The organism is Chlamydiales bacterium (assembly GCA_016185065.1).
Classification (GTDB): Bacteria; Chlamydiota; Chlamydiia; order Chlamydiales; family Rhabdochlamydiaceae.
The window spans coordinates 26847-46878 of the sequence record JACPOL010000002.1 but is presented as its reverse complement, the minus strand read 5'-3'; the positions used below and the strand labels follow the sequence as shown (position 1 = coordinate 46878).

General features: G+C 48.6%; 20 protein-coding genes. 7 read left to right on the top strand and 13 right to left on the bottom strand.

Annotated elements, in window-relative coordinates:
• Positions 1–274 precede the first annotated feature (274 nt).
• The 8 genes from HYX48_00805 to aroB all read right to left on the bottom strand — a co-directional run bounded on the left by HYX48_00805 (position 275) and on the right by aroB (position 8269).
• Complete coding sequence (locus HYX48_00805) at positions 275–652, bottom strand: RDD family protein (GenBank protein MBI2742443.1); 378 nt, start codon at positions 650–652, stop codon at positions 275–277.
• A 178-nt stretch (positions 653–830) separates the two neighbouring features.
• Complete coding sequence (locus HYX48_00800; GenBank protein ID MBI2742442.1) at positions 831–1949, bottom strand: LicD family protein; 1119 nt, start codon at positions 1947–1949, stop codon at positions 831–833.
• 30 nt (positions 1950–1979) lie between these two features.
• Entirely contained in the window at positions 1980–3398 is a 1419-nt protein-coding gene (locus HYX48_00795) for an O-antigen ligase family protein (GenBank protein MBI2742441.1), read from the bottom strand.
• A 21-nt stretch (positions 3399–3419) separates the two neighbouring features.
• Complete coding sequence (locus HYX48_00790) at positions 3420–3911, bottom strand: acyloxyacyl hydrolase (GenBank protein MBI2742440.1); 492 nt, start codon at positions 3909–3911, stop codon at positions 3420–3422.
• A 63-nt stretch (positions 3912–3974) separates the two neighbouring features.
• Positions 3975–5069 carry a chorismate synthase gene (gene aroC / locus HYX48_00785; GenBank protein ID MBI2742439.1) on the bottom strand — a complete coding sequence of 365 codons (1095 nt, stop codon included), beginning with the start codon at positions 5067–5069 and terminating at the stop codon, positions 3975–3977.
• Complete coding sequence (locus HYX48_00780; protein MBI2742438.1) at positions 5045–5563, bottom strand: hypothetical protein; 519 nt, start codon at positions 5561–5563, stop codon at positions 5045–5047. The genes aroC and HYX48_00780 overlap by 25 nt, the downstream gene beginning before the upstream one ends.
• Complete coding sequence (gene aroA, locus HYX48_00775) at positions 5560–6825, bottom strand: 3-phosphoshikimate 1-carboxyvinyltransferase (protein ID MBI2742437.1); 1266 nt, start codon at positions 6823–6825, stop codon at positions 5560–5562. The genes HYX48_00780 and aroA overlap by 4 nt, the downstream gene beginning before the upstream one ends.
• A gap of 385 nt (positions 6826–7210) precedes the next feature.
• The gene (gene aroB, locus HYX48_00770; protein MBI2742436.1) at positions 7211–8269 is read right to left on the bottom strand and encodes a 3-dehydroquinate synthase; all 1059 of its coding nucleotides are present in this window, start codon (positions 8267–8269) and stop codon (positions 7211–7213) included.
• Here aroB and aroE point away from each other — a divergent pair.
• From aroE to HYX48_00750, 4 genes are read left to right on the top strand one after another with little or no spacing between them, the layout of a single operon-like run.
• Positions 8256–9674 carry a shikimate dehydrogenase gene (gene aroE / locus HYX48_00765; protein MBI2742435.1) on the top strand — a complete coding sequence of 473 codons (1419 nt, stop codon included), beginning with the start codon at positions 8256–8258 and terminating at the stop codon, positions 9672–9674. The genes aroB and aroE overlap by 14 nt on opposite strands.
• A complete protein-coding gene (locus tag HYX48_00760) occupies positions 9671–10873 on the top strand; it encodes a hypothetical protein (GenBank protein MBI2742434.1) in 1203 nt (400 codons plus the stop codon). Before aroE ends, HYX48_00760 begins: the two co-directional genes overlap by 4 nt.
• Positions 10870–11901: a hypothetical protein gene (locus HYX48_00755; GenBank protein MBI2742433.1), complete on the top strand. Its 1032-nt coding sequence runs from the start codon at positions 10870–10872 to the stop codon at positions 11899–11901. The genes HYX48_00760 and HYX48_00755 overlap by 4 nt, the downstream gene beginning before the upstream one ends.
• A 46-nt stretch (positions 11902–11947) precedes the next feature.
• Positions 11948–12298, top strand: coding sequence for a hypothetical protein (locus tag HYX48_00750; GenBank protein ID MBI2742432.1), 351 nt, complete (start codon positions 11948–11950; stop codon positions 12296–12298).
• On the opposite strand, the gene HYX48_00745 is transcribed toward HYX48_00750, so the two are convergent.
• The 4 genes from HYX48_00745 to HYX48_00730 form a co-directional block, all read right to left on the bottom strand.
• Positions 12284–12961: an O-methyltransferase gene (locus tag HYX48_00745; GenBank protein ID MBI2742431.1), complete on the bottom strand. Its 678-nt coding sequence runs from the start codon at positions 12959–12961 to the stop codon at positions 12284–12286. The two genes, HYX48_00750 and HYX48_00745, sit on opposite strands and share 15 nt — an antisense overlap.
• Positions 12907–13980 (bottom strand): hypothetical protein, encoded by a 1074-nt coding sequence (locus HYX48_00740; protein ID MBI2742430.1) that lies wholly within the window; start codon positions 13978–13980, stop codon positions 12907–12909. Before HYX48_00740 ends, HYX48_00745 begins: the two co-directional genes overlap by 55 nt.
• 117 nt (positions 13981–14097) lie before the next feature.
• Entirely contained in the window at positions 14098–14748 is a 651-nt protein-coding gene (locus HYX48_00735) for a carbonic anhydrase (GenBank protein MBI2742429.1), read from the bottom strand.
• 5 nt (positions 14749–14753) lie between these two features.
• Positions 14754–14927 carry a DUF1328 domain-containing protein gene (locus tag HYX48_00730; protein MBI2742428.1) on the bottom strand — a complete coding sequence of 58 codons (174 nt, stop codon included), beginning with the start codon at positions 14925–14927 and terminating at the stop codon, positions 14754–14756.
• A gap of 110 nt (positions 14928–15037) precedes the next feature.
• Between HYX48_00730 and HYX48_00725 the strand changes: the two genes are divergently transcribed.
• Both HYX48_00725 and HYX48_00720 read left to right on the top strand, forming a co-directional pair.
• Complete coding sequence (locus HYX48_00725) at positions 15038–16252, top strand: NAD(P)/FAD-dependent oxidoreductase (protein MBI2742427.1); 1215 nt, start codon at positions 15038–15040, stop codon at positions 16250–16252.
• A gap of 377 nt (positions 16253–16629) precedes the next feature.
• Complete coding sequence (locus HYX48_00720; protein MBI2742426.1) at positions 16630–17430, top strand: alpha/beta fold hydrolase; 801 nt, start codon at positions 16630–16632, stop codon at positions 17428–17430.
• On the opposite strand, the gene HYX48_00715 is transcribed toward HYX48_00720, so the two are convergent.
• The gene (locus tag HYX48_00715) at positions 17427–17711 is read right to left on the bottom strand and encodes a hypothetical protein (GenBank protein MBI2742425.1); all 285 of its coding nucleotides are present in this window, start codon (positions 17709–17711) and stop codon (positions 17427–17429) included. The genes HYX48_00720 and HYX48_00715 overlap by 4 nt on opposite strands.
• Before the next feature lie 110 nt (positions 17712–17821).
• On the opposite strand from HYX48_00715, the gene HYX48_00710 reads away from it, so the two are divergent.
• Positions 17822–19969 carry an inverse autotransporter beta domain-containing protein gene (locus HYX48_00710; GenBank protein MBI2742424.1) on the top strand — a complete coding sequence of 716 codons (2148 nt, stop codon included), beginning with the start codon at positions 17822–17824 and terminating at the stop codon, positions 19967–19969.
• Positions 19970–20032: the final 63 nt, after the last annotated feature.

The window sequence follows — 20032 nt, the reverse complement described above, 5'->3', positions numbered from 1 at the left end:
GATTGAGCGCAGCGAAATCCCTGGAGTGCGGCGAGAGGCCGTTCAAGAGTAAAAAACAGGATCCGCTTCGCTGGCAGGATCGGCGCTCACCGCGCCGGCAGGATGGAAAGAAAGAATTCTTTCTCTCTTTCTTATCCTGCCGTCGCGTATGCGACGATCCTGCCAGCGAAGCGGATCCTGTTATTTTTTCTCTAAATCTTACCAAAACCAGGGCGGCGCAGAGCGCACGCACTCCAGGGATTTCGCTGCGCTCAATCAAAGAAAGAATGCGGGTCTATTTTTGGAGGATGAGGGTGGAGGCGAGCTTGTCGTGGAGGCACTGCTTTTTAGAGCTGAAGAGCATCATGACAAAGCCGAGGCCGAAGAAGAGCCTCGAGAAGAGTTTGGCGAAGTGGCGGCAGCTAGCTCGGTAGAAAGAGATGCGCTCTCCTGCGATGTCTACCACTTTAATTCCCACTGCGAGCTTGCCGAGTGTCGCCTGATATTTCGAGCTCTCCATGAGTGCGAAGTAGAGCCAGCACGAGGCGAAGAGAAGAGCGCCGCATGCAAGAAGCCCTAAATAGGATTGCATCTCAAGGAGAAGCGCTCCTATGCCAACTAGACCCACTTGGACTGCCACATCGATCAGATAAGCGAGAAATCTTTTTTTCACGCCGCAATAGTTAGTAGCCCCCTTTCGAAACTCCATTTGCCCATTAAAATTGGTCTTTTTGGCATCTTTACCACAAAATTTCTCGACCATGTGTTTACACATGCTCTCAAAATTTTGCGGCAAATCTGCACAAAAATCCTCAATTTTTCCGAGCAAAGCGAATTTCGAAAGAGGTCTATTATCTTGCATGGGCTATGTTCCAGTAGGGGTGAGAGAGATCTTTTTCGTAACGACCTGTAGTGGCATCATACACTTTTGCCGGGCCGATATCGTGGCCATATCTCGCTTGCAGATACTCCTTTGTCATTCCAGGAACTGCCACTTCAATCCCATCGAAATGGGCTCTTTTGAGGGGGAAGATATTATCGAAAGGCGTTGCCACGGTGTAGCGCCTCTCACGAATCTTTAGCGACTCTGGGAAGAATGGGCTGAACTCATTCGAAAAGACCGACCTCACTACCTTCTTGTTCGGCTCGATGGCAAAGTGGTAGATATCGATTAGCGTGGAAGTTCCCTTCACAAAGACCTTCAAATAGCTTCCTGGCTTATCTCTGCCAGACCAGTCCTGAACCATGTACTTCTCCTTATCGAGAGCATTGAGAGCGTGCTTCACATTCTCAAAGTCGGGCTGGAGTACGGCGAGATCTAGGTCCCAATCCCAAGGGATGATGCCTCCATAACGCATCGCTCCTAAACAGGTGCCGCAATCGATCCAGAAGGGGATCTTATTTGCACGCAGGATCGAAACGATCTCTTTCAGACACTCTTTCTCTGCCGACATGTGACTCTCATCTCCTGGTCGTCTAACATAAGAAGGAGGAGGAATAAAAGGAGCGGTCTCTACATCTTGAATATTCAGTCCAATGCTCTGGTAGTAGTCGAGATTTGGGCGTACGCAGAGAGAGTCCTGGTCTTTTTTCATCGCAAGGTACCTATCTCGTGTCTCTGGAAAAAGATAGGAAGCGGCTTTGATTGCGGCACCGACTCCTGCGCTGAGCGGCAGGACAACGAATGAGGTTGCTGTCTTAACGAGGAAGTGCTCTCCGTAACTAAATCGCGGTTTAAAGGAGTAGGTATACTCCGCATCTTCCTCAGCTACTTTCTCTGCTGTCTGACCACATAAGAGATAGTGGACCGGTGCAAGGGCGTAGCTTGCGACTTTTTCGACACCCCGTGCATCCTCAGGCGCAACGTTGAGAAAGACGCTTCCGCAGAGAAGATGATAAGCCTGGACAATGGGTAGACCAAAAAAAATGATCCTTTCACCCAACTTATCAGGCAGAGCAGACAAAGTCATGAACCTATCTCACAATTTTAATCAGGCTTTTCACGTTTTAATGGAGCTTTTCAAATCTGTCAACCGCGTAGCTCCGGCTATCAGTCCCGCAGTGATAAAAAGAAGGAGCCTGCCGGGTTGTGAGCCCAGGAGGTAGTAGTCGCAGCAGCCGATGAAGAGGAGCCCTAAAAAAATTGAGAGCAGTGTTGCAAGCATCGGGGTCATCTCCGACTTCAATGCGCGAAAAAAAATCGATCCAATAAAAAAGAGAAGAGCCAGCGCTCCAAAGAGCCCCGTTTCAGATGCGACGAGAAGATAGATGTTGTGCACGGGGTAGAACTGGTGCCTTTCCAGAGGCTCTGGAGTGTACTCCTGCATATGAACGACATACTGATTATATCCTACGCCCACAAGCGGATGCTCTCTAATCATTTTGAATGCGATATCCTGAAAAAAAATCCTCCCATGATCGGACTTTTTCGCTGTCTCATTGTAGTTTATTACTCCCCCTCTCTCTTTCAATGCTGGAAAAACTATGAAAACCGCAAGAAGAAGGCTAACTAGAACCGCTCCGATCAGAGGGCGTGAGAGCTTGGGCCTCTCACTCTTTTTCATACGAAAAGAGAAGAAGAGCCATGCACTGCTTGCAATCATCCAGGCAAAGAGCGCAGATCGAGAAAATGTGAGAAGAAGAGTAAGAATCTGAAAAAAGATAGCGGCAGCGATAAGCGTTCTCTTCTTTCTATTTTCGCTCTGAGTAAATAGATAGTAGCTCATCGGAATTGCAAACATCATGAAGCCGCCAAAGATGTTCGGGTGGACGAAAGTCCCCATCGAGCGGATCATCGCTCGCGCTTCACCAGCTCGGTTAAAAAACTGGTCGAAGATCCAGAGCTTTCCTTCCGGAGCGTGAAAAGCAGGAAGGGCCTTACCCTCACCTAAAAACTTAAGTCCAATCTCACTCTGCATAATATATTGCGAGATTCCCACTGCGGACTCGAAGAGGGAGAGGATGAGGATAATAGAGGCAATTTTTGTAAAAAGACCCTTTATGTCGCTAAAGAAGAGCCTGTTTTCAAGCGCGGAGAAAAGTAGCGCAATCATGAAGAAATGTAGCAGGCGAATATAGTGAAGAGTGCAATTTCCGCTGTTTGAGAAAACAAGTGAAATAGAAGAGATCAAAATCAGATAGACAAGGTACTTTGCGCTTCCTGAAAACAGCCTTCCCCTCATACAAAAAAAGAGGATGCCAATCACAACAAGCGAGATGTCGCTGAGATAGAAGTAGATGCTCTGCTGGAAAGCTTCTGGGAAAGAGAAGCTCGCAGTGATCTGCGAGGCAAGTGAGCTAAAAATCTTATGTTTTTTCTGAAATGGAAAGACCAGAATCGCAAATAGAATAGCGGCTCGACCTAGAGCGATTAGCCTCTCGTGAAACTTTGAATGAGCTGCGAGGGTTTGCGTGGACATCTAATTATGTTATCTGAGGAGCTATTTCCTCGGAATAGGAACTGCATAGTAGAAGATGAGGGATTCGGCTCCGGGGTTCTTATGTCCCAAGCTCGCATTGGAGATGTGATAGAACTGAGCGCCAAGCCTCCCCTTGTTAGGAAGGATATAAGCGAGATCCATCGACGATCTAAACTCGAGAGGAAAATGGAGGCTCTTGCCGCTTCCTCTTACGTAGAGACCAGGTGCAAAGCTGGGGGTAAGGACCAGGTATTTCCCCATGAATATATCATAGCCAAGTCCAGCGCAAAAATAGAGAGAGCCCTTATCAGTCGCCATCAAGCTAACAAGAGGCCTTAAGTGGTACTTCACATCCCATCTATACTCGACCTGGTACTGCCATGGGCGGTGGTGTCTAACAATATTGAACACCCCGACGCCGATGTTAAACTGGTCGCACCGGCTGCGCACCTCCTCTTCAGAGTGAAGCGCACCTACAAGCAGAAATGATAGAAGCAGAGCTTTTCTGGACATCAAACTTTGAACTCAAGGGTTTTGCTCCTCTATCTTAAAAATAAAATTATTACACAAGTTTAATTATAGGCGGGAGCAGCGGCTCATGAGGAGTGCATCTGCGAGGACGAGCGCAGTCATCGCCTCAACGACGGGAACCGCGCGTATTGCGACACACGGGTCGTGGCGGGAGCCTTCTGACAGCTGGAGGGTGTGCGGATCTCCATGGAGATCTAGCGTCTCCTGCGGAAGGCGGATGCTAGAGGTGGGTTTAAATGCGACGCGAAAGCAGAGAGGCATCCCTGTGGAGATTCCGCCGAGCGTTCCCCCCGCGTGGTTGCTGCTGGTTTTTACGCTACCCCGATCGTCTGAGATAAACGCATCGTTGTGCTCAGAGCCGCGCATCCGGGCAGCTTCGAACCCGGCTCCCATCTCAAACCCTTTTGTTGCAGGAAGCGAGAGCATCGCTTTTGCTAGATTTGCTTCTAGCTTCTCATAAACTGGATCTCCTAGACCTACTGGCAGCGAAGAGGTGCGCACCTCTACAACGCCTCCGAGCGAATCCCCTTCGCTCCTCACCTGCTCCAAGAGAGCAATCATCTCAGACGCTGCGGCGGCATCAGGACAAAATAGAGGGCTTTTACGGCTCTCCTCGCGGATCCTATCTACTCCTCTTTCAGAAAATCTGCTTTGAACCTCTGCCAGCTGCTGCATATATGCCACAACTTCGATCCCCGCGTGACGAATGAGTTTTTTGGCAACAGCGCCAGCTGCGACTCTGCATGCAGTCTCACGCGCGGAAGCTCTTCCTCCGCCGCGGTAGTCAAAGAGTCCATACTTATTTAAATAGGTGAAGTTCGCATGTCCTGGACGCAGAATATCGCGCAGCGCCTCGTAACTTTCTGATCTTGCATCGCTGTTATGAATAATAATCGAGATCGGCGCGCCAGTGCTTCTTCCTTCAAAAACACCAGAGAGAATCTCGGCGCTGTCACTCTCTTTTCTCGGGGAGGTGTAGGGGCTATATCCAGGGCGTCGCAGCGCAAGCTCTGCATTCACCTCTGCTTCTGTGATCTCGAGGCCCGCAGGGCAGCCATCGATAACTACACCGATCGCCTTTCCATGCGACTCGCCCCATGTGGTAATTTTAAAAATCAGACCAGTAGTGTTGCTTCCCATCTCTCCTCGAGCTGTTTTAAAATCTCTTCATCACTTAAATCATCGAGCGAGATTGTTACATGAGCAATCCGCTCATACTCCCCTCTTCTCTTTTCATGAGCACGTTGAAAAGAGGCCTCAAAGTCCTCTGGATCCAAAAAAGTGGGCAGTGGCGCGTTTTGAAAGCGCTTTGCTAGCCGCTCTCTTCCAAGTGAGAGATAGATAATCTTGCCAAAACGCGAAACGATCTCTGCATTTCTGGAGCTCAGAAGAGATCCTCCACCTAGAGCAATGACCGAACTCCTTACATTTGAGAGTGAGGCAATCACCTCGCTCTCGATCGATCTGAACTTCTCTTCGCCATAGATCTCTACAATCCGAGCGCAGCTGATCCCGTCCATCCGCTTCTCAATCAGCCGATCCGTATCGATGAAGGGAAGCTGAAGCCTCTCTGCGAGAAGCTTCCCGTAGTAGCTCTTTCCACTCTTTTTAAATCCGCATAGAATCAAGTTCACAATTTTGCTCCAATTGCGCGCATATCCTGGCAGAAAGTTGGGTAGGTCTTGGTTGTGCAATCGAACCCATCGATTGCAGATTCGCTAGCGGCTCCTAGTGCTGCAACGGCAAGAGAGAGGGCGATTCTATGGTCGTGATGCGAAAAGAGCGAAGATCCTCTGAGAGGAGCTGGAGTGACGATCAGAGACTCTTCTCTCTCTTCAATCTTCGCTCCCATCTTCTTTAGCTCGCAGGTGATCGCAGAGAGCCTATCGCTCTCCTTTCTCCGCGCATTTGCTGCGCCATGAATTTCAGTGACCCCTTCGGCAAAGCAGGCGATCACAGCGAGTATCGCAATCCCATCGATGAACTCGCCAACATCAAGGGTAGATCCCGTAAGTCTGCTCTTCTTTACAATGAGCCTCCTCTCTTCAATCTCGATATTCGCGCCCATCTTCTGCAGAGCGTAGATCAACTTTTTATCTCCCTGAGCGTCTGAAAAGTCCAGGTTCTCAATCACAAGCTCTGAACCGGTGATTAGCGCAGCACCAATGGGAAACGCGGCGGAGCTAAAATCGGCGGGCACGAGATACTCAAAGCCATCGTAGGCCGCACTTCCTGAGAGTGAAAAGTGTGTGTAGCCCTTCCGCGTATAACCGATATTTAACCTATCGAGCCAGCTGAGTGTTAAATCGATCCAGGGGTGCTCTCCTGGATTCTGCACGTGGATCTCAGTTTGCCCTTTTAAAAATGAGGCTGCGGTCAGAAGAGCCGATACGGGTTGGGAGTCCTCACCTTGGACTGAAATGCTGCCGGGCTGCATAAGCCCGCGAATCACGACCGGGGCAAAGCCATCGAGGCGGGTCGTCTCTGCAAAAGCCCCTAGCCGGCGCAGCCCTTCAATTAAGGGCATGATAGGCCTGCGCGTGCGTATCGACTCGTCACCAGTGATCACCGTGTATGTGGGAATAAGGCCAGCAAGTGCACTCATGAAACGAAGCACCAGTCCCGAGTTTTTTGCATCGATGACATCTCTTGCCGGAAGAGGTGTGCCTGCAACTCCTTCGATCTCCAAACACCCCTCTCTCAGATCGACCCTCGCTCCTACAAGACGCGCTGCAGACACTGCTGCTTCAGTATCCGTAGAGAGCAGAGGATTTCTAATCAGCGTTCTCCCCTTCCCCATCATTCCAAAAAAAATCGCACGGATCGTCTGCGATTTAGAAGGAGGAATCAGAAGAGTTCCCTTTAGCGTACTAGGCCTGACACATAACCGATGCATAACTATTTTTGTTTTTTCTCGTGTTATAAACTACCTGTAGAGACATGTCGGGTAGGCCAGGAAAAAGCTGCGCTTTCTCTCGGGGCCTCCCTGCGACCCTCTTGCGCTGCATGCGAAAGAAGGGGATCGGGCACCGGCACGGGCACGCACACGTTCACGAAAGAAAGACGTGAGAGAAGAATCGGGCACTCTTTTCTCTTTCTCTCTGTTCCGTGTCCCCTCTCTTTCTCTCTTTCGTGAACGTGCCCGTGTGCGTGCCCGCGCCCGATCTTCTCTCCCCTCTCTTTAAATACAACTGCGACTGGACGCGAAAGGGGCCCCGCAACTCGAGACGTAAGTCCGGCGGGGAATGAGCGCCTCGAGCAGCCATGTCTATTTTGGCTTTTCATAAGGCTCTACTAAAAATTGCAGAAGCATAGCGAGTAAGTGCTCTTTCTAAAATTTCTGGGTTTACTTCGGTGCAGTAGCTGCCGGAAAAGGGCTCGACCTCTCCGATCTCTTTTAATACAACGAAACGGGGCGATTTTAAGGAGCTCTTCTTATCATGCCTCATCGCTTCCATTAATTTCTCGGCTTCCATATGTAATTCTTGGAGAGGTAGAAGCTGCATGATCTGCAGGAAGCTCTTTTCGCTTAGATATCCCATCTCGACGCTCATTGCGCACTCGATTGCCATGCCGAGCGCAACGGCATCTCCATGTAAAATTTTATATTCTGTTAGCAGCTCAATCGCATGCCCAACTGTATGGCCAAAATTGAGTACGCGTCGCAATCCGCTCTCTTGATAGTCCTCTTCTATGATGCGCTTTTTGAGTGCACAGCTGCGAAAAATGCGCCTCTCGAGATCGCTCTCCTCAAGCAGTGTAGGATCGAGAGTGAGACCATATTTAATCACCTCTGCCATCCCAGATCTCATCTGCGCTTCGGGAAGAGAGTCCAGTGTATCCACATCGATCAGAACTTTTGCAGCAGGGTAGAAGGCGCCGATGAGATTTTTGCCTTGAGGTGTATTCACTCCCGTTTTGCCTCCAATGCAAGCATCGACCATCGCAAGCAGCGTTGTCGGAATGTGGATGAGAGGAACTCCACGGCAGTAGGTTGCGGCGATAAAGCCACCAAGATCCAGAGTGACTCCGCCTCCCATTGCGATGAGCGCACACCCTCTTCCAAACCCTTTTGCGAGCATCTGATCTTCAAGCCTCTGTTTCGTCTCTCTTGTTTTCGAGCTCTCCCCTGCGGGAAAAGTAAAAATCGAGATATCCAGGCCTGTTTTTACCAGAAGATCTTGGAACAGGGGGGCTACCGTCTCATCCATCAAAAGAGCGAAACGAGTTGCTACGGAAAGAAGATGAGTTGAAAAGGAGCTCTGCTTTAAAATCCCCTTTCCGATTAGAATCTCGGACGAGTGAACGGTATCCGGCTGCAATACTATGCTTTTTGTCATCGTAAACTCCCTTGAAGATACACACGCGCTACTCTCATCCCTTCCGGAAGAGGTAGCTGGAATCGAGCTTCGCCTCGATCGCTTTAAAACCATCGATTTTGCAGACTTGAAAAGGGTTAAAACCCTCTCTCCCCTTCCCCTTCTTTTCACACTGAGAAAAAAAAGAGATGGCGGCTCGTTCGAAGGAGATGATGGGGCCCACTCAGCACTCATCGAGCAGCTGATCGAGCTCTCTCCCGACTACTTCGATCTCGAGCATGATACTCCTCAGCTCTTTTTAGAGAAGCTCTCTGAGAAATATCCTCACACAAAAATCCTGCTCTCCTATCACAACTTCGAGGAGACCCCTGAGCTTGCTCCCCTCTTGCAAAAGATGAGAAGCCCCTATGCCTACGGATACAAGATCGCGTGCAAAGCTAGATCCTCTCTTGATGCGCTGCGCATGAGTGTATTTATTACAAAGCAAGAGGAGAATCTTACAGGCATCAGCATGGGAAGACTGGGTGAGTTTACTCGGATTACAGCACCGGTTGCGGGCAGCTTATTTAACTATACATTCCTGGATGTGAAGAGCGCCTTTGAGGGGCAGCTCTCTCTTGCTACTCTCCATCAGACCTATAGATATACGACCCTCTCCCCATCAACCGCCCTATTTGGTCTTATCGGAGATCCGGTCGACCAGAGTATTTCACATCTAACTCATAATAAAAGACTTAGAGAAATTGGCGCGGACGGTGTATATATAAAAATTTCTTTAAAAACTAACGAGCTTCCGGAGTTTCTTACCCTGGCACGTCAACTTCCCTTTAAAGGGCTAAGCGTAACGATGCCTCACAAAGAGGCGATCCTTCCTCTCTTGGATGAGCTTTCAGAAGAGGCCCGCGCGATTCAAGCGGTAAATACGCTTATCTTTAAAAATGGCAGAATCCGTGGAGAGAATACCGATGGACTCGGAGCGCTTGACCTGCTCGGCCCTGTTGAAGGAAAGAGGCTAGTGATTCTAGGAGCTGGCGGCACAGCCCTAGCGATTGCTTACGAGGCAAAACGGCGCGGTGGCGAGGTGCTAATTCTTAACCGCACACCTGCCCGCGCAGAAAGAGCGGCCTCTCAGCTCTCTTGCGAAGGGGATGGCATGGAGAAGATCGAAGAGATCTTTAAACGAGGATATGAGATCCTCATCAATGCGACACCGGTGGGAATGCCTCCAAATGACCAGACCCTGCCGATCGATCCCCGATGGATCCTCCCCGGAAGCATGGTGATGGATGTAGTTTCAACTCCTGGTTCATCCCTTGGAATGACACCTCTCCTTCAAGAGGCGCAAAAGAGAGGATGCATGCTCATGAGCGGAAAGGCTCTCTTTTTTGCGCAGGCCGCACATCAATTCAAACTCTGGTTCGCATGACAGCATTAAAATCCCCTGTTGAAAGCATGCAAGAGTCTCTAGTTTATCTCCAAAAAACACTCGCCTCATTAGAAGTTGCAAAAGCTCTCCAAGTTGCAGTGGTAACAGTAGGAATTGGGGAGGAGACTGTTAAGAAGGTGGCCCTCCTTGCACAAACACAAGTTGTTGAAGCTGCGCCTAAAGCTCCCCTCTCCCTCAGGCCTCTCAGGGCAGCTCAAACCTCACCAATTCTTGAAAAACCTGCGCAAGGTGCAGCAGCGAAGGCTCCTTCAAATCCGATATTAGAGAACTTTCGCGCTGTGCTGAAAATCATGAGCGATCAGCTACTATTCATACCTCCAAGAGATCCCACAGACCCTACAAAACTCATCTTTGTTCCCTTTGAAAATAGAGAGGGCCTCTTTCCTTATGAGACGCTCAATTTCTCGTTCAACCGAGAGATGTGCATGATTAAGAACACTCCTGTTGCAGCCTACATCGAAGAAGCTCAAACTCTTCTAAGAAAAGAAAATGCAGGCCTTAAAAAAGTATTTGATGCCGCTATCACTCAAATTGACGAGCTGTTTGTCTACGTATTGAAAGAGATAAATAAGGAGAAGTCTCTTGAAGAGCACACCCGCTTCTGCCAAGAGCAGAGAAAATGCTTCTTGAAGCTCATTCGAACAGAAGATGAGGTCACATGGGGCCTTACGGACGATCTGAATTTTGCCATGGATCGACTAACCCCCTGGTTTCCATTAGCAGAGGTCTGTTTGGCTAAACAAAAAGCGCTAAAAAATGATGCCTCAGCTACAGAGATTCCTTTTCCCAACCTTTTAACAGGGGGAGTAATTCGAGTTCGCAAAAGTGCAATGACTTGGAAGTGGGAGCAGTATGAGCTGAGGAAATTCTATGTAGAATACAGGCAGTATCTCCTCTTAAACTACTCCTTCCTGAACAACCTAATAAGATTCACCGTAAAGCTAATTGGACTCTTAGAAACATTTCCCGGCCCATATGCCATGTCAGTGGGAGTAAAAACAGGCGTGTTCACCCCCGATCTAGAATATATCAATCGTTGTTGGAAAGCAGGGAAGCTACCGGACCTTCCCTCTTCTTACCCAGAAGGGCATTTTAAGCTTCCCGACAATCTAAAGCTTCTTCGCCATCCAGAATCGAAAAAACAAGAATCAAAAGCGGAGTCCAAAACCAAGGCGTGACAGAGCCATCTTCTCCAAAGGCCGCTTTCTCGAGTGCAATCTACCTCCTTGAACATGAGGAGGTCGTCGCACCCTCTTTACAAGCATTAATGACCACAGCGGAGGCTCTTGCAGAGTCTTCTCCTTTAATGAAAGTTGTCTTTTCGGTGTTTAGCAGAACGGTAAAAGTGCCGGTGCCGCCAGTGCCGGCAAAGGGCGCTGTCGTGACGCATCCATCGACTAAAAAGCTCCTCTTCAGACTCCATGAGCAAACTTTTAAACCAGTACCACGAAAAACCGACATCTTTAAACGCAATGGAGCCCTCTTTGAATATGAGGAGGTGCACGACTACTTCCTTTATGAGGCGTGTAACAAGTGTACAACCCAGCTGCCTCATGGGGATTTCATCGGAGATTTTGTTGATGCTTCTTTAAAAGGGCTGGCGATAGAGACGCAGCGGCTCTACGTTAAGTACACAGCTCTTTGCACCAAATTTTCTACTATCTTCAATCGAGTGATGACAGAGCTGGTAAAACTAAAAACAGATGAAGAGCACCAGGCATTTTGCAAGTTAAAAAGAGCAGAGCTGATGGAGATGCTATTTCATTATCCATCTAGGGAAGAGGCGGGGCTCTCCCATGATCTAGAACGCATTCAAGAGCTCTATAGAGTCTGCCCGTCTCCCAAAGAGCGTAAAGGAGTTATTGAAGAGGATGAGACCGGAAAGATCACTATTCTACTTCCTCATCCGTTTAAACTAGATGTCTGCTTCGATGTTCCTTCTAGCTCACTATTTTGCCGCCAAGAGGTGTATGAACTCACACGCTTTACTGCTGCATACAGCAAGCTCCTCGATTACAACATTGTCTACTTGGAGAGCTTTATCAAAGCCGTCTCCAGAGTGATCGGCATTTTAGAGTGCTTTCCTGGCCCTTATCCTCAAGAACACGTTGGAAAAATTACGCAAAAAGAGCTCATTCTTCTTCACCACCCCCATCTAGAAAAAAAGGAGGAGCGCAAAGAAGATTCCAAATCTCCTAAAAGTTAAAGAAATTCTTTGAAGAGTATTTCGGGAAGGGGTATGGCTGGGAAGTATGATCAAGTACAAGCTCATCCTCTTTTCAGCTCTTCTACTTCTCGCTGCGGGCTGCGGCCGTATTCATGAGATGAACAATGAGATGGACCGGAGCTCTGCACTGATCACACAGAACGCCTTAGCTGTTGAGAAGAGCACTGCAACTGTCTATGCCAATGTTCAAGCTGTTGAGGCTTCAACTTCGCTTATTCAACAGAATAGCGTTCTTCTAAAAGAGATGATGGATGTACTGCCAACTGTTTCAGTAAAAATGGGAGTTCTGCTCCTCGCCTCGTTCCTTCTTCTCCCCTCGCTTATCGTCGCCTTTTCAATGCGCCGCCTTGAAAAGAGATTGTCACGTAACAATTGAAAGACCGAGCGCGTCTATGCGCCCCTTTTCTCCCACGATTGTGGGAATAAGAATGGTTTCAAGCCGCGGATGAGAGGCCATCTGCTGGTTGAACTTGTAGATCCCCTTCTCTTCATCCTGCATATCAGGACCTCTGCCGCCGATCTCTCCCCCTTTGGGAATCAGATTATCGCTTAAGATTAGGGTTCCTGGAGATGAGAGTTTTACTGCGTATTCGAGATAGTCGGGATAGCTCACCTTGTCCGCATCGATAAAGATCAGATCGAAGGGCTCCTCTTTTGATTCGACCATCTGCTGCAGAAGCTCTGTGGCCCTTCCGAATCTGATCTCTACTCTCTCTTGGAGGCCGGCAAGAGCCAGATGCTCCTTTGCCACGCGTATGTTATGCGCGTCGATATCGAGCGAGATGATCCGCCCCTCCGCTCCCATAGCTCTCGCAATCCAGATGGTGCTATAGCCACCTAGTGTACCAATTTCGAGAACCCTCTTCGGGGCGTGAAGTTTAGTAAGCATGTAGAGGAGCTTCCCTACATTCGAGGGAACTTGAATGTCGGGCAGACGCTCTTTCTTGGAATTTGTGCGGACGGTCTTAAGAATCTCATCCTCGTTTACGAAGAGAGAGCAGATATACTTTTTGATCTCGATGTTTCTTTCAAGCGACATGGCTCGAATTGTACCATTTTCTCGATTTTCTTGGAGGCAAGTTCTATGAAACCTGCCGCGACGTAGAAGAGGAGGATAAGAGAAATATTTCCTACTACGATATTCATGAAATCGAAGTTGGAGAAGCGCCCGTAAGTCCAGTGGCCTCGATTTGAGGAGATGAAATAGAGCAGAGAATCGAAAGAGATTAGGGCGCCTAGCATCTTTGTGCATCTAAACGGCATCAGCTGCATGAGCAGACCTGTGAAAGAGTGGTGCAGACGCAGGTTTGAGCCCTCATCTCTCCAGTAGACCGCTGGGAAGATAAATGAGAGAAGGGCGTTCACTCCATGGAAGAGCGCCATCATCTTCTCATCTTTTTGATAGGCGCGCACTGCAAGCAGAAGGTGGCAGAGACCAACAAGTGCATACTCCATGAGCACAACTGCGGGCGTCTGCATTGGAAGCAGCGAAGGAATCGACCAGGGCCTAGTCGCCCACATCCCAATTACCGCTTTAATGATACCCCCTGCCTTAAATGCGATTAGACCCGTTGAGAGTGCAAGCGCACTAACCAGAAGAACCTTGCACACTCCCCCTCCTATTCGAAGGTAGTAGTCGCGCTCGCTCTCTTCGTTTTTTGGAGTAAATGTCTCAAAAGTCCATGCGCTTAAATCTTGAATAAGACCTGGAACTCTTTCAGCTCCCTCCCAAAGAAGGCCGATGCCAACGATGGCCAAAAGAGCTGAGGGGAGGGCAAGTGTTGGGGAGAGTAGACAAAAGGGGGCGATGATGGATCCACTGAGCAGAACGGCTACCGCTGCCAGTTTAGCAACGTCTGCAGGCTTATTCTCGTAGATATCGAAAAGGTGGACTTTTGCCTCCTTCAACCGCTCTGCAATCCCCTCTCGATTCTGATAGCAGCTTCCTAAAAAGAGAGTCGCTTCAATTGCAGCTGGAATCGCAAGGACAGCAGGAAGAATGAGATCCTGCTGAGCCCAGAAAAACGTCTCCACAAAGCTTGTAATTGAAGAAGTCAAAATTCAAACCAAAATTATTTAATATATGACTATCGATTATACTAAATAATTTCGAATATGTAAATTCAACTTAAAAATTGAAATTAAATACGTAACCATCTGATTTTTAAGAAGATACTAGAGGCCTGGCGTAAGGATTTCGACTTTACCGGTATGGAAGTCGTAGTAACCCCCTACAATATCCAGCTTCTTCTTCTTGATGAGATCGCTTAAGACAGGGTCGTTTTTAAGCTGCTGAACCATCATTTTTGCATTCAATTTAATCGTGTTTTCCAAACGGAGATCGCCCTGCCCCTTGGTCCTATCAGCCGCTTCTTTAATCTGAGTTGCGATCGTTTCGATATCTTTTGTGTTGTTGTTGAGGACCGCTTGCACGGCACCGCAAGACTCGTGTCCCAAAACCACAATAATTGCAGAGTTTAAGTAGATAGCCGAGTAGTGGATGCTCTCCATTCCGATGGGCCCGAGCACATTGCCAGCAACTCTTACGATGAAGAGATCCCCGATTCCTTCGTCGAAGATAATTTCAGGCGCAACCCGCGAATCGGAACAGCCCAGAATGATCGCGTAAGGGTGCTGCCCTCCAGCTGTTTCAAGTCGCCTCTCCTCAGTTCTATTCGGATGCTCCGACTTGTCTTTATAGAAGCGCTTATTGCCCTCAATTAATCTCTCAAGAGCCAGCTTAGGAGCCGTAGGCTCACTAGAGGCAGCGCTCAGGCTGCACTGCAAACCTGAGCATAATAGCAGCGTTACAATCCACTTTTTCATGCTGCTCACATTGGCGCCGGAGATTGCATGAGTCCCATAACCAGCGAGATTAAGAAGAGGACCAAGAAGAGGAAGAAGAGAATACGCGCAATCGAAATCGCACCCTGTGCAATTCCTGTGAATCCAAAGATTGCCGCAACAATTGCGACGATAAAAAAGATAAGAGCCCAACTCAACATAAAGCCTCCCTAGACTTTTCTTACTGCTAACAGCTCCTAACAGCTACAGTCAAGAAATTATTTTAACTTATTTGCTTTTGAAGAGGGGTTCACCTATAATTCTTCTGCCTATGAATAGAAGAGATTTAATTGTAGTTGGCGGCGGTGCCGCCGGAGTATTTGCTGCGATCTGCGCTAAAACCCAGAACCCCTCCGCGCAGGTAACGCTGCTCGAAAAGAGCGCGGTCCTACTCTCCAAAGTCCGCGTTTCAGGTGGCGGCAGATGCAACGTCACCCACTCCTGTTTCGATCCCAAACAGCTATCTGGCAACTATCCTCGTGGAGCAAGGGAGCTGGTCGGCCCCTTCCACACCTTTCAGCCACGCGATACGATCGACTGGTTTGAATCCCGCGGCGTTAAACTTAAAACGGAATCGGATGGAAGAATTTTTCCTGTTTCAGATAGATCAGAGACGATCATCGAATGTCTCTTAAATGAAGCGAAAACTCTCGGAGTCGAGATCCTACTCAGGCATAGAATTCAGAGCATCGCTAAAACAGAAGAGGGTTTTGAGCTTCTAGTCAATGAGGAGAAGTTTGTGTGCAAGCACCTCCTCCTAGCTACCGGAAGCGGGGCTGACGGACACGCCTGGGCTCAGCAGCTTGGCCATACTATTCAAGCTCCCGTCCCCTCTCTTTTTACTTTCAACGTGCCGACCTCACCCCTCAAAGAGCTTAGTGGCGTGGCTGTTAAATCTGCAGAGCTCAAAATCCGAGGCACAACTCTTTCACAGAGAGGCCCGCTGCTAATTACCCACTTTGGCTTTAGCGGACCTGCTGCTCTTAAGCTATCGGCGTGGGGCGCAAGAGATCTGTACGAGAAGGGATATAAAGTGGAACTCGCAATTAACTGGCTGCCCGACCTCTCCCAAGAAGAAGCGCTTGCCCATCTCGTGAAATTTAAGAGAGATTTTCCGCAGAAAAATCTCGACACTGAGAGCCCTTTCCATCTTCCCAAGAACCTCTGGAAAGCGCTTATCGAACAGCAAGAGAACGAGCTGCTTTTTAGACGTCTCTCTGACATCCCCAATAAAGAGCTGCAGAATCTTGCGGCAAAACTGCACGAAGACATCTATCAAGTAGATGGAAAGACAACAAACAAAGAGGAGTTTGTCACTTGCGGAGGCGTGACCTTAAAAGAGGTCAACTTCAAGACGATGGAGAGCAAGATCTGTCCAGGCCTCTTCTTCGCAGGCGAGATCCTCGACATCGATGGCATTACCGGTGGCTTCAACTTCCAGAACGCCTGGACCACCGCCTTCCTCGCCGGCCAAGCCGCTCTTTGAAAAGAGCGCTCGGAGAAGAGATGGACGTAAGTGGACGAGGTGGACGAAGTGGACACGCGCTGAAGAAAGAATTCTTTCCCCTCCCTCTTGCCCGCCCGTCCACTTCGTCCACCTCCTGTCCACTCCTTGTCCATCTCGTCCACTTCTTCTGCGGGCTCTCTTCTTCTTTAAAGAATTTATTGCTGCTTAAGAAGGGCTGGGGTATTTTTTTCTTATGAACCTATCCGCAAATTCTAAATTTTTGCCTTTTGCTCCTTTTTCGCCATATCTTCGTGCTGCTTCTTGGTCTACTTGTTTAAGTATGTCCTACGAAGCAGCACAAAAATCTGACGAAAAATCCATCAAAACTCTAAAACTTATTATTTGCGGATAGGTTCATGCCAAATGTTAAGGTCAACAAGAGCAGCTTCTACTACGAGCTACACGGAAAGGGTGAGCCACTTGTTCTCATTGCTGGCTATGCCTGCGATATCAGCCAGTGGGTTCGCACTCTTCCTCTATTTGCTAACCACTTTAACGTACTGATTTTTGATAATCGCGGAGCAGGACGCAGCGAAAGCCCAGACCTGCCCTATACTGTTGAAGAGATGGCAGAAGATCTGATTGGCGTGCTAGATGCGGCAAAATTCGGACGCTGCCACGTTCTGGGCCACTCACTGGGCGGATCGATTGCACAGCAGCTCGCCTTTACCCATCCCGATAGAGTAGATAAATTAGTGATCGCAAACTCCTCTGCGAAGTTCTCACCTATTTCAACAATGGTATGCAACTTTTTCGTAAAGCTCAGGAATCTTGGCATTACAGACGAGAACATCCTTGAAGGAATGGCCCCCTGGCTCTTCTCCGCACCTTTTCTGCAAGGAGGAGAGAATGTGGCGAAGATGATAGACCTTTCTATGCGAAATCCACACCATCAGTCCCTAGTAGGTCAGCGCAGACAGCTGCAAGCTCTTATGAATTTTGATGCAAGAGAGAAGATACATAAAATCAGCGCGCAAACCCTTCTGATCGGCGGAGAGGAGGATCTCCTCTGCGCTCCAAAAGAGCTCTTTGCACTGGCAAATAGCATTCCTAGAAGTCAGCTCTTCCTATTCGAAAACCAGGCCCACATGACTCTCATTGAGAGGCCTGATGAGTTTGCCCAGGTTGCGATCGACTTCTTAAAAAGAAGAGACTAACGTCTTTTCTTTCTACCACAGCAGATTGCAACTGCACCACCGACCACTACAAGTGCAATTCCACCGATGAGAAGAGCTAGAACTTGTGAGTCGTACTGGCTCGCCTTGCTCTTCAAGATGCCACCGATAAGCTCACTCGTCGCATCTTTTGGCATCTGGCTCGTTGCCATCTCGATGTTGCCTTTCGCTTCCGCGATGCGGCCGCTTGCATTGAGCGCATAGAGAATTGCTGCAACGCCAACCAGCATCACAACGATTCCGATAATTCTTTTGATATTCATGGACCTCTCCACATTACATAGTGCTTCATTTTCAACATCTACTAAAATAATGCGGGCAAGTAAAGCATAATTTTGTTTTATTAAAAAAAATCAAGGTATATGAAAAAGAAATGCTTAAAAACAGAACCAGCCTACTCGCGGCTTTTACTACCCTTTGCCTCACTGGCGTATACCTCCCAGCGTTATGGGCGGACAAGGCTGAATCTGAAGCTCTGTGCCAGACCGAAGTTAAGCCCTATAATGTGGGCGCACGCCACATCGAATCAAAAGGCGTGGGTTACCAGCAGGGCTACACGACGGTGGAAGGTTTTTTTACTACACCTAAAAGTCTCGACACCTGCCTCATCCCTTTTCTCGATCTAAGGGGCCACGTCTTCAACAATGGAAAACTGGCAGCAAACGCTGGTCTTGGCGCGCGCTTCATCTCTTCTAGAGTCTGGGGCATTAACAGCTATTACGACTACCGCCGCACAGAGCGCTTCCACTACAACCAGGTAAGCGTTGGGCTCGAATCACTCGGCAAGGTGTGGGACTTTAGACTGAATGGCTACCTGCCCGTCGGTAAGAAGGCGAGCCGCCTCTACCATGTGAAGTTCCACGAGTTTGAAGGCAATAGCATGATCCTTCAAGCAAAGCGAGAATTTGCCATGAAAGGCGTGAACGGCGAGGCCGGAGTGCATATCGAGATGCCGAAGGGCATGAGCTGCTACATCGCAGCAGGCCCCTACTACTTCGAAGGCGAAGGCAAGAACGCAATTGGAGGCGAAGCAAGAGCGCGCGTGATGCTGCACAAGTATCTAGGCGTATCTGTAAACGGCTCCTACGACTCTGTCTTCAAAGGCATCGTACAAGGAGAGCTACGCCTCACCTACCCTTTCGGCCCAAAGAATCACGCTGTTAAATCGCGCGGCAGATCCTGCTCAGACACTCAAGCTCTCTATGCCGTGGCAATGCAGCCCGTCGATCGCAATGAGATCATCGTTGTAGATAGAAAGCGTAAACTTAGCACCGCGATCAATCCCGATACGAACGACCCCTTCTTCTTCATCTTTGTGGATAATACCAGCCACTCGAATGGAACTTTTGAATCTCCTTACAACACGCTTGCAGATGCGCAGAATGCTTCTCATGTAAACGATGTCATCTACGTCTTTCCTGGCGACGGGACAGACACGGGAATGGACGCTGGCATACTGTTAAAAAACAACCAGAGGCTGCTCGGTTCGGCAATCAACCACCAGTTTACTACAACTTTGGGAAGTGTAGAGACCCCGCGTTTTACCTCTAACCCACCTAGCATCAGCAACGCCTCTGGAGTAACTAACGTAGTGAAACTCGCAAGCAATAACGAGGTCTCCGGCTTTACAATCAACGAGAGTACAAACTCAGCGGGCATAGCTGGAGGCACCAGTCCTGGCGCTAGCGGTCAGGAGATCACAAACGCACTCATCACTCATAATACAATTATCTCTGGGGGCATAGCAGCAGGAGATTGTATTCTGTTAGACGGAAATAGCAATCTTGGAAGAGTGATCATCAGCGATAATACGATTCAGAGTCGCTCAACAACAGTTACCTTTGGCACATATTTTACAAATAACTCCCAGGCCGAGATCACAATCAACCGCAACCTCTTTTCGGGTACAGATAGCGCATCTGGACTCTCAAGAGCTATTGTGCTGCAAAACCTAACCTCAAGTTCGGTTGATATCGACTCCAACACTCTCTCTTCGCAAACCCTTCCTGGAGTCTCTTTAGGCATTACCATCGATCATAACGTCGCATCTAACTTAGATGTGAGCATTACAAACAACTTGATTGATATGCCTGCAACAATGGCAGGAGCGATTGCTGCTATCCAAACTACCACCACCCAAGCAGGAAGATTCTCTTTAAACATTGTAGGCAACACTCTTAATCTCCCCGGTTTAGCAAGCGTCGCGGCAGGTATCGACATCTCCTCAAATGCGTCTTCCGGCCTACTATGCGTCAACCTCGAAGAGAATACCATTACCTTGGCTCCTGGCGTCACCGCAGGCAATGGAGCCTTTAGAACCTTAAATAACGCGCTATCCGGCCCCGTTTGCGTAACACTCACGGAGAATACGGCCATCACCCCAAATATCAACCCAGGCTACATCCTCGTCAACAATGCTCCTCCTCCTGCCTTTAACGCGGTGGTAGATCCAAGCAACGTAGGGACGGTCCTTATCCCCACCAATGCCGTCACAAACGGCACCTGCTCCAGCTGCAACTAACTTATTAATAACAAGTAATTTGCATAATTATATATATTAAATCAATTTTAAAATTGATATTAA

What these genes read in the sequence shown, in the direction of transcription:
- HYX48_00800 (MBI2742442.1), bottom strand. Translation starts at nt 1,949, where the DNA reads ATGACTTTGTCTGCTCTGCCTGATAAGTTGGGTGAAAGGATCATTTTT.
- HYX48_00795 (MBI2742441.1), bottom strand. Translation starts at nt 3,398, where the DNA reads ATGTCCACGCAAACCCTCGCAGCTCATTCAAAGTTTCACGAGAGGCTA.
- HYX48_00790 (MBI2742440.1), bottom strand. Translation starts at nt 3,911, where the DNA reads ATGTCCAGAAAAGCTCTGCTTCTATCATTTCTGCTTGTAGGTGCGCTT.
- aroC (MBI2742439.1), bottom strand. Translation starts at nt 5,069, where the DNA reads ATGGGAAGCAACACTACTGGTCTGATTTTTAAAATTACCACATGGGGC.
- aroA (MBI2742437.1), bottom strand. Translation starts at nt 6,825, where the DNA reads ATGCATCGGTTATGTGTCAGGCCTAGTACGCTAAAGGGAACTCTTCTG.
- aroE (MBI2742435.1), top strand. Translation starts at nt 8,256, where the DNA reads ATGCTTTTTGTCATCGTAAACTCCCTTGAAGATACACACGCGCTACTC.
- aroB (MBI2742436.1), bottom strand. Translation starts at nt 8,269, where the DNA reads ATGACAAAAAGCATAGTATTGCAGCCGGATACCGTTCACTCGTCCGAG.
- HYX48_00760 (MBI2742434.1), top strand. Translation starts at nt 9,671, where the DNA reads ATGACAGCATTAAAATCCCCTGTTGAAAGCATGCAAGAGTCTCTAGTT.
- HYX48_00750 (MBI2742432.1), top strand. Translation starts at nt 11,948, where the DNA reads ATGATCAAGTACAAGCTCATCCTCTTTTCAGCTCTTCTACTTCTCGCT.
- HYX48_00745 (MBI2742431.1), bottom strand. Translation starts at nt 12,961, where the DNA reads ATGTCGCTTGAAAGAAACATCGAGATCAAAAAGTATATCTGCTCTCTC.
- HYX48_00735 (MBI2742429.1), bottom strand. Translation starts at nt 14,748, where the DNA reads ATGAAAAAGTGGATTGTAACGCTGCTATTATGCTCAGGTTTGCAGTGC.
- HYX48_00730 (MBI2742428.1), bottom strand. Translation starts at nt 14,927, where the DNA reads ATGTTGAGTTGGGCTCTTATCTTTTTTATCGTCGCAATTGTTGCGGCA.
- HYX48_00725 (MBI2742427.1), top strand. Translation starts at nt 15,038, where the DNA reads ATGAATAGAAGAGATTTAATTGTAGTTGGCGGCGGTGCCGCCGGAGTA.
- HYX48_00720 (MBI2742426.1), top strand. Translation starts at nt 16,630, where the DNA reads ATGCCAAATGTTAAGGTCAACAAGAGCAGCTTCTACTACGAGCTACAC.
- HYX48_00715 (MBI2742425.1), bottom strand. Translation starts at nt 17,711, where the DNA reads ATGAATATCAAAAGAATTATCGGAATCGTTGTGATGCTGGTTGGCGTT.
- HYX48_00710 (MBI2742424.1), top strand. Translation starts at nt 17,822, where the DNA reads ATGCTTAAAAACAGAACCAGCCTACTCGCGGCTTTTACTACCCTTTGC.